The 14,456-nt window shown below is 38.4% G+C and carries 11 protein-coding genes; 4 read left to right on the top strand and 7 right to left on the bottom strand.

The window, feature by feature from the left end:
- Nucleotides 1–15: 15 nt before the first annotated feature.
- Together DV942_RS09535 and DV942_RS09530 are read right to left on the bottom strand one after the other, a co-directional pair.
- Entirely contained in the window at nucleotides 16–603 is a 588-nt protein-coding gene (locus tag DV942_RS09535; RefSeq protein WP_145857080.1) for a Crp/Fnr family transcriptional regulator, read from the bottom strand.
- A gap of 179 nt (nucleotides 604–782) precedes the next feature.
- Nucleotides 783–1,745 carry an isopenicillin N synthase family dioxygenase gene (locus tag DV942_RS09530; RefSeq protein ID WP_145857078.1) on the bottom strand — a complete coding sequence of 321 codons (963 nt, stop codon included), beginning with the start codon at nucleotides 1,743–1,745 and terminating at the stop codon, nucleotides 783–785.
- 223 nt (nucleotides 1,746–1,968) lie between these two features.
- Between DV942_RS09530 and msrA the strand changes: the two genes are divergently transcribed.
- From msrA to DV942_RS09515, 3 genes are all read left to right on the top strand, one after another.
- On the top strand, nucleotides 1,969–2,568 hold the full coding sequence (msrA, locus tag DV942_RS09525; protein WP_145857076.1) for a peptide-methionine (S)-S-oxide reductase MsrA: 600 nt from the start codon (nucleotides 1,969–1,971) through the stop codon (nucleotides 2,566–2,568).
- Between the two features lie 120 nt (nucleotides 2,569–2,688).
- Nucleotides 2,689–3,045 (top strand): VOC family protein, encoded by a 357-nt coding sequence (locus DV942_RS09520; protein ID WP_222431181.1) that lies wholly within the window; start codon nucleotides 2,689–2,691, stop codon nucleotides 3,043–3,045.
- A gap of 221 nt (nucleotides 3,046–3,266) precedes the next feature.
- On the top strand, nucleotides 3,267–4,784 hold the full coding sequence (locus tag DV942_RS09515; protein WP_145857073.1) for a malate:quinone oxidoreductase: 1,518 nt from the start codon (nucleotides 3,267–3,269) through the stop codon (nucleotides 4,782–4,784).
- 414 nt (nucleotides 4,785–5,198) lie between these two features.
- Here the strand turns inward: DV942_RS09515 and ytxJ are convergent, their stop codons facing one another.
- The 3 genes from ytxJ to ribH all read right to left on the bottom strand — a co-directional run bounded on the left by ytxJ (nucleotide 5,199) and on the right by ribH (nucleotide 6,347).
- On the bottom strand, nucleotides 5,199–5,531 hold the full coding sequence (gene ytxJ, locus DV942_RS09510) for a bacillithiol system redox-active protein YtxJ (protein ID WP_090984233.1): 333 nt from the start codon (nucleotides 5,529–5,531) through the stop codon (nucleotides 5,199–5,201).
- Nucleotides 5,532–5,619: 88 nt separating this feature from the next.
- The gene (locus DV942_RS24010; protein WP_262503181.1) at nucleotides 5,620–5,742 is read right to left on the bottom strand and encodes a hypothetical protein; all 123 of its coding nucleotides are present in this window, start codon (nucleotides 5,740–5,742) and stop codon (nucleotides 5,620–5,622) included.
- A gap of 113 nt (nucleotides 5,743–5,855) precedes the next feature.
- Nucleotides 5,856–6,347: a 6,7-dimethyl-8-ribityllumazine synthase gene (gene ribH / locus DV942_RS09505; protein ID WP_145857071.1), complete on the bottom strand. Its 492-nt coding sequence runs from the start codon at nucleotides 6,345–6,347 to the stop codon at nucleotides 5,856–5,858.
- A 165-nt stretch (nucleotides 6,348–6,512) separates the two neighbouring features.
- Here ribH and DV942_RS09500 point away from each other — a divergent pair, with 165 nt between their 5' ends.
- Nucleotides 6,513–12,905 (top strand): alpha-2-macroglobulin family protein, encoded by a 6,393-nt coding sequence (locus DV942_RS09500; RefSeq protein ID WP_145857068.1) that lies wholly within the window; start codon nucleotides 6,513–6,515, stop codon nucleotides 12,903–12,905.
- 310 nt (nucleotides 12,906–13,215) lie between these two features.
- Here the strand turns inward: DV942_RS09500 and DV942_RS09495 are convergent, their stop codons facing one another.
- Both DV942_RS09495 and DV942_RS09490 read right to left on the bottom strand, forming a co-directional pair.
- Complete coding sequence (locus DV942_RS09495; RefSeq protein WP_145857066.1) at nucleotides 13,216–13,890, bottom strand: LytR/AlgR family response regulator transcription factor; 675 nt, start codon at nucleotides 13,888–13,890, stop codon at nucleotides 13,216–13,218.
- Nucleotides 13,887–14,246, bottom strand: a complete 360-nt coding sequence (locus DV942_RS09490) for a GIY-YIG nuclease family protein (RefSeq protein ID WP_145857064.1) — start codon at nucleotides 14,244–14,246, stop codon at nucleotides 13,887–13,889. The genes DV942_RS09495 and DV942_RS09490 overlap by 4 nt, the downstream gene beginning before the upstream one ends.
- Between the last annotated feature and the right edge of the window lie 210 nt (nucleotides 14,247–14,456).

Below are 14,456 nucleotides of genomic sequence, written 5' to 3'. Positions count from 1 at the left end.
AGTCAAAAAACAAATTTACTTTCTAATCCTGCTTAATGTTTCTTGCGAGATACCTAGATAAGAGGCAATATGGCCTAACGAGACGCGCTGGAAAAGTTGTGGATTTCGCTTGAGGAGGTTTTCATAACGCTCTTTTGCACTTAATATCCGCAATTCATTAGCTTGTAGCTCATTACGGATGTAGTAATGTTCTGTCAGTTTCCGGCCAATAAAATTGAACTCCATAAATTTGCGATATATTTCGTCCAGTTTTTCTTTTTTTATAACAACTAAGGTTGTATCCTCTATTGTTTCAATATATTCGAAACTCGGCTGCCCGGTAAAGAAACCATAAACAGAAATCAATAATTCGTTTTCGAATAAAAACCAGGTATTGGTCTGCTTGCCATCTTTATCAAGATAATATACTCTTGCGGCTCCTGAAACAATAAAATAGATGGCATTGCTGCTTTCTCCAGCGCTTAATAGTATGGTCTTCTTTTTGACTTGAGCAATATGGCTATTTTTAACAATAGCAGATTTGAGTTCGTTACTAAGGGGGTGGATGGCCTTAAAAATCGAAAATAAGTTTTGATAGTTTTCTAAATAATTCTCTTGTAACATAATTTTTTTAACGAAACACTATCATAAATCTAAGATTTATATGTCAATATGTAAAGGTGAGTGACTCTTTTAGCTAATGGTTAAAGGGAACCAAAAAAAAGCACCGGCTGAAACTGGTGCTTTTAATCTTTTTTATAAAATTCGCTGGAGACTCAAGACTGAGGACTCGCGACTCCAGACTACTTCTTCAATCCAATTTCCCTTAACCTTTCATCCAGGTATTCGCCTGCCGTCATATCGCTATAGGCTTTAGGGTGTTCCGCATCAATGGTTGATGGTAAACTGGTTAAATCCATATCGCTGCGCGGGTGTAAAAAGAATGGAACAGAGTAACGGGAAGTTTTCATCAACTCACGTGGCGGGTTTACTACCCTGTGCGTTGTCGATTTTAATTTATTATTGGTTAAACGTTGTAGCATATCGCCCACATTTACCACAATATCAGTATGGTGTGCTTTAATTGGCAGCCATTCGTTGCTTCTTGTTAACACCTCAAGACCATCGGCACTGGCACCAATTAACAAGGTGATCAGGTTGATATCTTCATGTGCGCCTGCACGTACCGCATCATCCGGAATGGTTTCAGGGTTTTCGATCGGGAAGTAATGGATACCTCTCAAAATAGAATTTCCATTATGTACGTGTTTATCGAAATAATTGATCGGCAACTCTAAATAAGTGGCAATGGCACGCAATAAATGCGTTCCGTTTTCTTCCAGTTTTTTATAGATTTCTCCCGTTACCTTATTAAAGTCAGGTAATTCCTCTAAAATTTCATTATCAGGATATTCATTTTTAACCGGATCGCCATCGGTTACTTCTTGTCCAATCTGCCAGAATTCTTTTAAATCAGGTGTCTTTGCACCCTTAGCCGTCTCTTTACCCGCGCTGGTATAGCCGCGCTGGCCTGCCAATTCTGGTTTTTCATATTTCCTTTTGATTTCAACGGGCAACGAAAATGCCGCTTTGATGTTTTCGTAAAGTTTATCAATCAATTCCTGACTTAAACCATGGTTGGTAATGGTAACGAAACCAGAATCGTTAAAAGCCCTGCCCAATTCATCAGAAAACTTTTTACGATCTTCTTCAGAACCGTTGATGTAGGAACCTAAATCTAAACAGGGAATATACGGTGTAGACATAATCTTATATTTATAATGTTATACGAATTTAAAAAAGAATTGTTAATAAGTGTGTTTGGTTGATAAAATATCGCCTTAAATATTTGTTATTTAATGTATTAAGTTGTTAACATTAACAGCAGAATCAACAATTTGTTGCGATTGTCATACCAAATCCATTATTGATTTAATACAAACTACACCCTTTTATTTTGCGTATTATTAGATATAAATAAAAACACACATGAGAAAAATATTTTTGATCCTACTTGCCATACTGTCGTTAAACCAGGCAAATGCACAAGGGAAAAAGACGGAAAAGGCGACTTTTGGTATGGGCTGTTTTTGGTGTACCGAAGCGATATTTCAAAGATTAAAAGGTGTAATCTCTGTAAAATCAGGTTATGAAGGCGGTACGTTGAGCAACCCAACTTACGAAGAGGTTTGTACAGGGGCTACCGGGCATGCCGAGGTTTTGGAGATTACCTATAACCCAATGGTGATTTCTTACGATGAGCTATTGGAAGTTTTTTGGAAAAGCCACGATCCAACTACACTAAATCGCCAGGGCGCAGATAGCGGTACACAATACCGTTCGGTAATTTTTTATCATTCAGCAGAGCAAAAAGCATTGGCAGAAAAGTACAAGGCCGAATTAAACAAAACCAATGCTTATGGCAAGAAAGTAGTGACGGCAATAGAGGCCGCAAAGCCTTTTTATGTCGCTGAAAATTATCACCAGAATTATTTTAACAAAAACGGGAGTGAGCCGTATTGCAGGTTAGTCATCCTTCCAAAAATACAGAAACTGGAAAAAGTATTTAAAGCGAAGCTTAAAAACTAATTGGAAATACAGTTCCCCTCAATATTGAATTTATGTCTCTTTGAGCCTGTCGAAACGATTACCCTATTTAGGTAGTAATGCGACAGGCTCATGATGAAATACCATTTAACCTTTTTCCTTATGGTAAAAAGAATTGTACTTAATATTGATACGCCGGAAATTTTAGCTGCGGCCAGTTTCTATAAAAACATTTTGGGACTTGATCTAATCATGGACCATGGCTGGATTGCAACTTACGGTGCGATAGGTGAAAAGATGGATGTACAGATCAGTTTCGCTTCTGAAGGCGGATCAGGTACACCAACGCCAGATTTATCCATTGAGGTAGACAATGTTGATGATGTATTTGAAAAGGTGAAAGCTGCCGAGCTTCCTGTAGAATACGGACCGGTTAACGAACCATGGGGTGTAAGGCGGTTTTACACCAGAGATCCATTTGGTAAGTTGGTTAATATTCTAAGCCATGTTACCGTTTAATTATCAATGCGATTAGCAGTTTTAGTAGCCAGCTTTTAATAAACTTCAACTTGCTTTTTTTGTTTTTAATTGATCAAACTGTTTTTGGATTAAAATTTGATTATTAATTGTTAAAAAAATAGAAATATTTCTAATTTTTGAGCAATTTTTTAAGATTTAATCTCTCCAAAATTCGTGGTATGTTTAAAATCATTCTAAATTTGTAACTCCTTTAAGCTAAGATGACAAAAAAGAAAAAGACAGTTGGCAAAACTGACGCTGATGTAATTTTGATAGGGGCTGGCATCATGAGTGCAACCCTTGGTGTTTTATTAAAACAATTAGAGCCGAATTTAAGCATAGAAATTTACGAACGTTTAGATATTGCGGCAGCAGAAAGTTCTGATGCCTGGAATAATGCTGGTACAGGACATTCGGCTTTTTGCGAATTAAACTACACCCCCGAAAAGAAGGATGGTTCTATCGAAACAAAAAAAGCGGTTCAAATTGCAGAGCATTTTGAGGTTTCCAAGCAATTTTGGTCATATCTGGTGAGCAAGAGACTGGTATCTGATCCTTGCAATTTTATCCGCAATATTCCACACATGAGTTTTGTTTGGGGTAAAAAGAATGTCGAATATCTTAAAAAGCGCTATGATGCCTTAACTCAATGCGATCTGTTTAGCGACATGCAATATACAGAAGATGCTGAGCTTGTAAAAAGCTGGGCACCATTGATTATGGATGGTCGTAAAAAAGGTGAGAAAATTGCGGCTACCAAAATGGATTTGGGTACTGATGTCAACTTCGGTACATTAACCCGCGATATGTTTAACCACTTAAAGGAAGAAAGCAACGTTAACCTGTATTTCAATCACGAAATCCGCGATTTAAAGAAGAATAAGGATGGGAACTGGATTGTAAAGGTTAAAGATCTGGAAAGTGGCGACAAACGCAAAAGAGTAGCCAAATTTGTATTTATCGGTGCCGGTGGCGGGTCATTGCCATTGTTGGAAAAATCTGATATCCCGGAAGGAAAAGGATTTGGCGGTTTCCCTGTTAGCGGACAATGGTTAAAATGCACCAACGAAGAAATTATCAAAAAACATCACGCTAAAGTTTACGGTAAGGCTGCGGTTGGAGCTCCGCCCATGTCGGTACCTCACCTGGATACGCGCATGATTAATGGCAAGCAGGCATTGTTGTTTGGGCCATATGCAGGTTTCTCGACTAAATTTCTCAAAAACGGATCGTTTTTAGACTTACCAAAATCAATAAAATTTAACAATATCCGACCAATGATTTCGGCCGGTTTACATAACCTCGATTTAACAAAATATTTAATCGAACAGGTTAGGCAGTCGCCAGAAGATAGATTGGAAGCATTAAAAGAGTATCTACCAACGGCTGAGCTGAAAGATTGGGAATTGGAATATGCTGGTCAGCGCGTTCAGGTGATTAAAAAGGATGAGAAAAAAGGTGGGATTTTAGAGTTTGGTACAGAGGTGGTTAGTGCTGCCGATGGTTCTATCGCGGCCTTGTTGGGTGCGTCTCCGGGAGCATCAACAGCGGTTTCTATTATGCTCGACTTGTTAAATCGTTGTTTTGCCGATGATTTGGCCACTGATGAATGGCAGGCAAAAATCAAAGAGATGATTCCTACTTATGGAAAACCACTTGCTCAGGATCCTGAATTGTGCAGAGAAACCAGAACAAGAACATCAAGGGTGTTGAAAATAGAAAACACGGTAGTAGCTTAAGCTATAATAAATCAAATATTATTTAGGTCTCGGTATAAAAATCGGGACCTTTTTTTGAAAGTACCCTGGTCTGCGAGCACATATCTGTTCGTAGAGTTAAGCGTAGCGTCTCTACGGATTTAGTGATAAGATTGAGTTTCAAACTCAATAATAGGCGCAGCTGAGATTCTCTTTCGTTATTCATCCATATCGTTTCAGAACATTCCGGAGACCTGGGAGAGTTACGTGCGTCCCGTACTGACGTGTTATGGGTAACCTAAAAAGAAGTAGCTTTTTCGTTCCGTAGGAACGTTTGGTGAAAGGATAATAAGTCTTCGATAACCTGTCAGACGCTGAACGTTGCTTTTTTAAAAAACAACCGCAAAAAAAAGGTATCCAATTGCTTGAATACCCTTTGTCTGAATTTTTCTATCGTTATGCCGCAATCACTTCTGCAACTTCATCAGCAGAAATATCGCTATGCGATGCTTCTAATACACAATCACCATTTTTAATCAATAAAATCTGCGGTGATTGATGTGCTACCTGAAATACTTCTGCAATCTGGTTAGAAATATCGCGATAGCTGATTAAATCTAAAAAATAAAGTTTTGTTTCCGACGGAATAACATCCCAGTCAAATTCGAAATTCTTTTTAGCCATTAAACTAATTGAACAACGTGTGCTGTGTTTAAAAATAAGACTAAAACCGCTTGCATTCTTGATCTCGTCAAGCTGCTCCATTGAAGTTAAGTTAACCCAAGTCATGATATTTATGATATGATTTACAGAATAACAATTGCAGCTTAATAAAGTTCTGCAAATGACCTGAATATGAAGATTAGAAATAGTTGGGTTAGTTTCTTCTGCGTCTTCCTTCAGGATAAGATCCATAGGCCGGGCAAAGTTTAGAAGAACAAGATTCTAAAATGGTAATGGTGCAGAACACCGCCAATAATAAGATGGCTACTTTTTTCATCTGTTTAATTTTGTTTCAATGGTAATGAAGCGATCAAGAACTGGTCCTGATGGCATCATCTGATCTGATAAATTTTAAACGCCTAAGTTACAAATAATTATTAAAAGACAAGTTTAAATTTGCGCAGAAAAATCAGCCATTTTAATAGCGGTAATTGCAGCTTCATCGCCTTTGTTACCATATTTGCCGCCTGCACGGTCTTGAGCCTGCTCCAGGTTGTTAGTCGTTAAAACGCCAAAAATAACCGGTTTACTATATTTAATGCCAACGTTGGTTATTCCTTGTGCTACCGCATCGCAAATAAAATCGAAATGTTTCGTGTCTCCCTGGATGACGCAACCCAGGCAGATTACGGCATCTATATCGCTTCTTTTGCTCAATAAAATTTCTGCGCCGCCCGTTAATTCAAAACTGCCCGGTACGGGTAAAGAAATTATATTTTCTTCAGCAACGCCATTTGCCAGCAGGGTTTTCAATGCGCCGTTGTATAATGCACCCGTAATTTCGGCATTCCACTCGGCTACAATAATTCCGAATTTATAATTTTCACCACTAGGAACCGTAGTGTGAGAGAAATCAGATAGATTTTTTAATTGTGTTGACATCAAGCAAAGATAATGTTATGCATTGAATGTTAAAAACCTTAATGTTTGTGGCTTGTAACATTTGGTTCATCAACACTTAGATTCTTATAAAAATCAGATAAAATCTAAATTGCTTATGGAATTTAAGCCTTCATTCCATCAATATTAAAAACGCAATCCATACTTATGAAAATATTATTACGTGTCTCCACATTATTTCTTTTTATCCTTTTGTTTTCCTTTAATGTTTCTGCACAGCATAAATTTACTCTGATTGATTTTTACAGGGTAGATTCCATTGCGAACCAGGCGAAACCTAAAGATGCGCTTGCATTGATTGACAAGATATATAAGCAGGCCAGCCAAACGGACAATATGCCTTTGCTTATTAAATCAGTTATTTATCGGATGATGTTTCAAAGTTACCTGGAAGAAAACGCCTTTGATAAAATTTTGATGGATTTGCGTAAAGATATTGGCAATGCCAAACAGCCTGCTAAAAGCATTTTACAATCACTTTTAGCAGAAACCTATTGGAACTATCTTAAACAAAACCGTTGGCAGATTAATGAGCGTACGCGGGTACAGGGTAATATTGGAGAGGATATTAAAACCTGGGACATCAAAAAACTGAATGATGAAACCGTAAAATATTACCTTTTATCTTTAAAAGACAGCCAGATTTTACAACAGACAAAAGTAGATACTTTAGATGCCGTTTTGGCTGGCGATAAAACATACAGAAGCTTCAGGCCTACAGTATACGATCTGCTGGCCCACCGTGCCATTGATGTTTTCAGTAACACTCAAATAGGCCTCACCCAACATGATGATGAACCAATTGACATGAGTAATGTTTATTGGCTGGGAAGCAGACAGGTATTCTTAACTACTGAAATACCTATCGATAGTACCTCTTTTAAAACGCAGGCTTTGCAGCTGTTTAAAAATCTGATCGCATTTCATCAGAAAAGTAATAATTTTTCAGCACTGGCAGATGTGGATTTGAAACGGTTAAAATTTGTATACCAGCATTTTGTTGGCGACGGTCAGGAATTATATAATAATGCCTTAAGCCGGTTGGCTGAGCAAAGTATTAAAAGCGAGGTTTTTGCTGATATTTTGTTTGAAAAGGCCGTTTTACATAAAAATGCACAGTTACCTATTGATACCAATAAGCAGAACCTGATTACGGCGGTTGCTTTGGCCGAAAAAGCGGTAAATACCTTTCCAAAGAGCATTGGGGCTGAGAACGCCAGAAATTTAATTGAAGATATTAAAAGCAGTAGTTTATCGGTTCAGGTAAAAGAATTTATACAGCCCGATCGGCCAAGCCAATTATATTTATCATATAAAAACACAGATAGTGTACAACTGAGGCTATACCATTCGCCCGAATTTAAAAATGAATATGAACAGTTTAACAATAAAGCCGGTTTCTTAGCTTTTTTGAAAAATAATAAAGCTTTGAGGCATTGGATAATAGCTGTTCCCAGGACCAACGATTATCAAACCCACAGTTTAGTAGATAAAATGGAGGGATTGCCTTTTGGCAGTTATACTTTAATTGCACAAACCATTAACCGCAACCAGAACGATACCGTTTATAGCAACATCAATTTCAAGGTTACGGCTATGGCAGTGATTAATAGGCGTAATATCGAAAAACACGAATTTTTTGTCAGTCAGCTGAACAATGGTACACCGTTAAAAAACGTAAAGATTCAGCAACGGAGATATGATTATAATACCCGGAAGTTTATTGATGGCGCCTTAATTACAACCAATGATAAAGGTTATGCCAGTACATATGAAACCGACAGAAATATGGCTTACGCGGTAGTTACGCTCGGAAAAGATGAATTGAAATTATACATCAACAACCATAACGGCTACCGGGATGATGAAGATGATGAACGGGTGATTCTTTTCACCGATAGGCCTATTTACCGCCCCGGGCAAACCGTTTATTATAAAGGATTGTGTTTAAAAATCCTGAACGGAGAAAATAAAATCCAAATAAATAAAGATGTTGATGTTTCTTTTAATGATGCCAATGGAAAAGAGATAACCACGACGAAACTGATGAGTAATAATTATGGCACATTCCAGGGCTCTTTTACCATCCCAATGGGCATATTAAACGGGAGTATGGAAATTGAAACCGATTATGGCCGCATCGCTGTACAGGTTGAAGAGTATAAGCGTCCTACTTTTGAAGTAGTATTTGATAAACCCAACAAACATTATAAATTGAACGATAGCATCAGAGTTGAGGGTAAAGCCAGTTCATTTTCGGGCTATTCGGTAAGCAACGCGAAGGTGGCTTATAAAGTTTTTAGAAACCTGATGTATGATTACAGACTTAGCTATGGGCAACCGAGTACAGTTTATGGTTCGGGGATAAATGTTGCAAGAAAACAGGTAGCCATTGGTAAAACAAATACGAAAGCGGACGGTAAATTTGAGATTGCCTTTTTTGCAAATGCTACGGATACCAGTAAAAATTATGTCTACGAAATCGTAGCTGATATAACCGATTTAAATGGGGAAACCCGTTCAAAGACGATCAACCTAACTGTAGGGAAGAAAGACATTATGCTTAACATCAGTACAGCACAAGTGGTGTATTTGAGCAACAAAGCAAATAGCCTCTCTTTCTCGGTTACCAATTTAAATCATCAGGCCATTAAAGCTGATGTGAAAGCAGAATGGAGCTTACTTCAGGCACCATCCAGGTTGATGAACAAAAGTCCGTTTTATGCCGAAAACTATGCCATGAGCAAGGAAAATTTTATTAAAAACTTCCCTGATGATGATTATAATAATGAACTTGAAGTAACCAAATGGCCGGTAAAATCAGTAGAATTTACACAATACCTGAGTGCCAAAAATGGAACCGGAAATTTGAGTTTCAGCCAGAAAGACCTGAAGCCAGGTTATTATAAAATAAGTTTAACGGCAGTAAACGGACAAAATGATACGGTTAAACTTGATAGATATCTTGTCGTTTATCATGATATGCCAGCTGTAATACAATCAAACATCGAATGGGTTACACCGGAGGTTACGGTGATCAAACCCAATGAAAGTGCCATTTTCCGTTTGGCCGGTTTAACAGAAAACAGCAAGGCTTATTACGAAGTTTATTATCGCGATAGCATAGCCGAAAAAGTGTGGATTAATTTATCGCCAAAACAGACCATTGTTAAAATACAACCAAAAGTTAATGCTGAAGATGGTTTTGCCGTACAGTTTACGATGGTACATCATGGGACCCTTTATAACTCCATGCAGCTGGTTCAAATTGTTGATCCAAAGAAAGAACTGAACGTCCGTTTTTTGACCTTTCGAAATAAATTACAGCCAGGCGAAAAGGAAAGCTGGAAACTGCAGATCAGTAATAACAAGGGAGAAAAACAAATGGCCGAAATGGTAGCCACACTTTACGATGCAAGTTTAGACGACCTTAAGCAAATGGACTGGAACACGAATCTGCAAACCGGCTTTAATTATGGTTTTTATAGCTGGAATTTCAATGTAAACAATGTGGCTAACCCAAGCTACCTATGGTTTTTAAGGCAGGAAAAAAAATATAGCTTAATTACCCGGGGCTATGAAAATCTTAACTTGTTTGGGTATAACTATTATGGCGGATACAATTATGGCTACCGAAACTACATCAGTAATTTACAAAGCACTAAACGAAAAGGCTTGTCTCCCGAAGCGGTAAAAAAGCTGGCGGAATTAGAAAACGGTAAATTAATTTATGGGGTGGTGTTCGATAGCCAGGGTGAAATACTGCCGGGCGTGCAGGTTAGTATAGGTAAAAAAGTAACCACAACCAATGTTTTTGGTATTTATACGATCGATGCCAAAGCTGGAGAGACACTGAACTTCTCTTTTATCGGCTTTAAGCGTTACGTTATAAAAATAGGCAATAAAAAACGGATTGATGTAAATTTGAAGCAGGATGGACAGGCTTTGAATGAGGTAGTGGTTGTGGGTTATGCGGCGCAAAGAAAGGAGAGTATGACGGCAGCAGCCGTTCAGATTCGGGGAGTGTCGACCTTACAGGGGAAGTTAGCTGGACTAAGTGTTGAACCACCAACCGTTGAAAAATTAAAGGGGAAAGCAGTTGCAGTAGATGATACTGGTACATACGATTTCGCAAGTATTAACCATTACGACCCTAAAACAGGTTTAGAAATCGTAGATGGCAAGCCTGTTATCAAAAAAACAAATATTGCCGCCCGAACCAACTTCAACGAACTTGCATTTTTTTATCCTCAGTTGTTGACTGATGCCAAAGGTGAAATCAAGATTGAATTTACCATACCGCAAAGTTTAACCCGCTATAAAATGATGGGTTTTGCACACACCAAAGATTTAAAAACAGCCTCCATTACCAATGAACTGGTTACACAAAAACAATTGGCCATAACTGTAAACGCACCACGCTTTTTTAGGGAAGGTGATACCATTATATTAAGTGCCAAACTGAATAACTTAGCCGGTAAAAAACTTGCGGGCAATGCCAGTTTAGCACTTACAGATGCTTTGACAGGAAAACAGATCCAAATTTTTGAAGCAAATGAACAATCTGATAAAACTTTTGAAGTAGATAACGAGGGCAATACCGTTGTAAAGTGGACCTTAATTATCCCATCGGGCATTAATGCCATTACCTATAAAGTTTTGGCCCAAAGTGGCAAGTTCAGTGATGGTGAAGAAAATACCATTCCGGTTTTGGCAAATGCCATGCTGGTTACTGAAAGTATGCCCATAAATGTACGTGGTAATACCACCAGAACATTTGATTTTGAAAAACTCGAAAAATCGGACAGTTCGAAAACCATGCGTAACCAAGGCCTAACTTTTGAGTTTACTTCAAACCCGGTTTGGTATGCGGTGCAGGCCCTGCCTTACCTGATGGAATATCCTTACGAATGTGCCGAGCAAACTTTTAGCCGCTTTTATGCCAATAGTTTCGCAACGGGCATCATCAATTCGTCGCCAAAAATTAAAACGGTTTTTGAGCAATGGAAAAGTACCAATAATGGTGAAGCATTGTTGTCCAGCCTGGAGAAAAACCAGGAATTGAAATCAATTTTATTGGAAGAAACGCCTTGGGTGCGCAATGCTGATAACGAAACGGAACGTAAGAAGCGTTTAGCAGTGCTTTTCGATTTAAATAGAATGACTCAAGAGTTAAAAACCAATTTTGAGAAGCTGGAAAAAATGCAGTTCAGCAATGGGGCTTTCCCATGGTTTAGTGGTATGCGAGAAGATCGTTATATTACACAGCATATTGTTTTGGGCATGGGGCAGTTAAAAAAACTGAAAATGGTTGATGAAAAGGCTTATCCAAAATTTAATGCCATGCTCAACAAAGCCATTATTTATTTGGATGCGGCACTTGTTAAGGATTATAAAGAGGAACTGAAGGGAAAACAATTTGCCTACCTGCCGCTGCACTACCTGTTTGCCAGAAGTTATACCGGTCGGAAAAATACCGGTGCCGATTTTTTAAAGGCCAAAGATTTTTACCTCAAAAAACTGGCATCCAACTGGAAAACTTTCGATACCTATCAATTGGCGCAAGCAGCATTGGTGCTCAACAGAAACGGCCATAGTATAGAAGCAAAAAAAATAATTACGCTGTTAAGGCAAACCGCACAACAAAATGATGAAATGGGGATGTACTGGGCTACCAATAAAGCAGGTTGGTGGTGGTACCAAAGTCCGGTTGAAACGCAGGCTTTATTGATTGAAGCTTTCGATGAAGTTGCCAACGATACAAAGGCTGTAGCGGAAATGAAGATTTGGCTGCTCAAAAACAAACAAACCAACGATTGGAAAACGACTAAAGCCACTGCTGCAGCCTGTTATGCGCTGTTAATGAGAGGTGCCGATTTATTGGCTGAAAATAATGAACCAGAAATTACCATTGGTGGCCGGAAATTAGCATCGCTGCAACAAGCCAATGCCACAAAGGAGGCCGGGACCGGTTATCAGAAAATAAGCATTGCAGGTGCGGATGTTCAACCGGAAATGGGCCGTGTTACAGTTAAAAACAATAACCAGACCATTGCCTGGGGTGCATTATACTGGCAATATTTTGAGCAACTGGATAAAATCACATCTGCCAGCACAGGCGTTAAAATCAAAAAACAATTGTTCATTCAAAAAGCCAGTGCCAAAGGCGATATCCTGACACCCTTAGCTACCACAAATGTTTTAATGCCTGGCGATTTATTAAAGGTGCGCATAGAAATTTATTGTGATCGCGATATGGAATACATCCATCTGAAAGATATGCGTTCTTCGGGCTTTGAACCTGTTAATGTAATTTCCAGATATAAATATCAGGACGGTCTGGGTTATTATGAAAGTACAAAAGATGCATCAACCAATTTCTTTATCAGTTACATGCCAAAAGGGACCTACGTGTTCGAATATCCGTTGAGGGTTACCCACGCCGGCAATTTTTCGAATGGGGTTACCAGTTTACAAAGCATGTATTCGCCAGAGTTTACTACCCATTCGGCCGGGATCAGGGTAAGTGTAAAACCTTAACATTTTGACCGTCACCCTGAATTTATTTCAGGGTCTAACTTATGAAGTACAAGTCCGACAGGTTTTTGAAAATGGGAAGTTTAACCTAATATACTCATTAGATGTATCAATGGTTTAAATGGCAGATGTTTTGGAAAAGCAGGGTTCGGCGCACTTAGGTGATACAAGTCCTGCTATCCGCTCCAAAGCCTTGGTTCGTGCCTCACCTGCGGGTTTTCCGCTGCTATCAGGTTTATTTAACAGGAGTTCTGTATTTTATATCGCAGGTCAATACTTATCAGTTTCGAGAACCTGCGAAGTTTAAATTGTATCAGGTGAGTTGTATTCCGCCATAAGTAGCCCCAATAGGAACAATTTTTTCTCCAATCCAAATTTGGCTGCGGTCGAATTTGGATATTTTATTTTTGGCTACGATAAAAGCCCGGTGGCAGCGGATAAAGTCTGTTTTTGGTAATAAATCAGCCAGGTCGTTAATGGTAATGCGTGAGCTGAGTAGCTTGCTTTTAAGCTGTATCTGGGTGTAATTACCCGAAGCCTCGATGTAAAGAATTTCATCAAGGGCCACCTTTACCTGCTCATAGCCATCTTTTAAAAAGATGTGACTGGCTTTTATCGCTTGTTTTCCGCTTCGCAGGTTGAGCAGTTCGAGTGCTTTATTACAGGCTTTTAAAAATCGCGAAAGCGAAAAGGGTTTGAGCAGGTAATCAATCGCATCAAGTTCAAAACTTTGTACTGCATGTTCGGTATAGGCCGTGGTAAAAATAACCATGGGCGGTTTGCTCAGGCTCTTTAAAAAATCAATTCCGCTGATATCGGGCATTTTAATGTCGAGAAAAATCAGGTCAACTTTGTTGTGTTGAAGATAGGTGATGGCCGCAAAGGCATCTGTAAAGGTTTCCTGCAAAGTAATAAACGGAACTTTTGAGGCATGCGATTTTATAATGTCTAATGCAATCGGTTCATCATCTATAGCAATGGCAGTCATTTTTGGTTTGTTTTTTGGGATGTTAGGCTGAGCGAAGTCAGTTTTTTTGTAAAATTCGTATGGCTAGTAGTGTTTTTACAAACGGCTAATTCTTTAAGTTTGTTCCAGTTATCATTTATAATGGCCTCTTTCTTTTTTCTTGTCCAGCCTTTAATTTGTTTTTCAAAACTTATTGCTTCGTTAATGTCTTCAAAGTGTTCGCAAAATAGTAAGATTAAAGGTCTTTTTCTGGCGGTATAACAAGTTGGGTTTACAGCATTTTGGTGTTCATAAAATCTTCTATCTATATCGTTGGTAACCCCAGTGTAATAGGAATTATCTGCACATTTTAAAATATAGACGGTGTATGTTTCCATTTAATTATTCCTCTTTGAAGCCACTATTTATAGTGTGTAATTCATTCTGATCGAAGTAGAAGGATATTTAAATCTAATAAATATATAAAGATCATTAAAATATCAAATTGTAATAAATTTGTCAATTGCGCTTCGACTCCGCTCAGCGTGACATATCTTTTGAGATTTGTCCAGACTAAGTAGAAATTGGTCGTCCTTAGCTTACTAAGT

The sequence above is a fragment of the Pedobacter suwonensis genome, assembly GCF_007833675.1.
Classification (GTDB): Bacteria; Bacteroidota; Bacteroidia; order Sphingobacteriales; family Sphingobacteriaceae; genus Pedobacter; species Pedobacter suwonensis.
The sequence above is the reverse complement of the archived record's forward strand: the minus strand, read 5'-3'. Positions and strand labels throughout refer to the sequence as shown.

Coding starts and splice junctions, on each gene's coding strand:
- DV942_RS09495 (WP_145857066.1), bottom strand. CDS start 13,890: ATGACTGCCATTGCTATAGATGATGAACCGATTGCATTAGACATTATA.
- DV942_RS09520 (WP_222431181.1), top strand. CDS start 2,689: ATGGTAAAAAGAATTGTACTTAATATTGATACGCCGGAAATTTTAGCT.
- DV942_RS09500 (WP_145857068.1), top strand. CDS start 6,513: ATGAAAATATTATTACGTGTCTCCACATTATTTCTTTTTATCCTTTTG.
- DV942_RS09530 (WP_145857078.1), bottom strand. CDS start 1,745: ATGTCTACACCGTATATTCCCTGTTTAGATTTAGGTTCCTACATCAAC.
- DV942_RS09535 (WP_145857080.1), bottom strand. CDS start 603: ATGTTACAAGAGAATTATTTAGAAAACTATCAAAACTTATTTTCGATT.
- msrA (WP_145857076.1), top strand. CDS start 1,969: ATGAGAAAAATATTTTTGATCCTACTTGCCATACTGTCGTTAAACCAG.
- DV942_RS24010 (WP_262503181.1), bottom strand. CDS start 5,742: ATGAAAAAAGTAGCCATCTTATTATTGGCGGTGTTCTGCACCATTACC.
- ytxJ (WP_090984233.1), bottom strand. CDS start 5,531: ATGACTTGGGTTAACTTAACTTCAATGGAGCAGCTTGACGAGATCAAG.
- ribH (WP_145857071.1), bottom strand. CDS start 6,347: ATGTCAACACAATTAAAAAATCTATCTGATTTCTCTCACACTACGGTT.
- DV942_RS09490 (WP_145857064.1), bottom strand. CDS start 14,246: ATGGAAACATACACCGTCTATATTTTAAAATGTGCAGATAATTCCTAT.
- DV942_RS09515 (WP_145857073.1), top strand. CDS start 3,267: ATGACAAAAAAGAAAAAGACAGTTGGCAAAACTGACGCTGATGTAATT.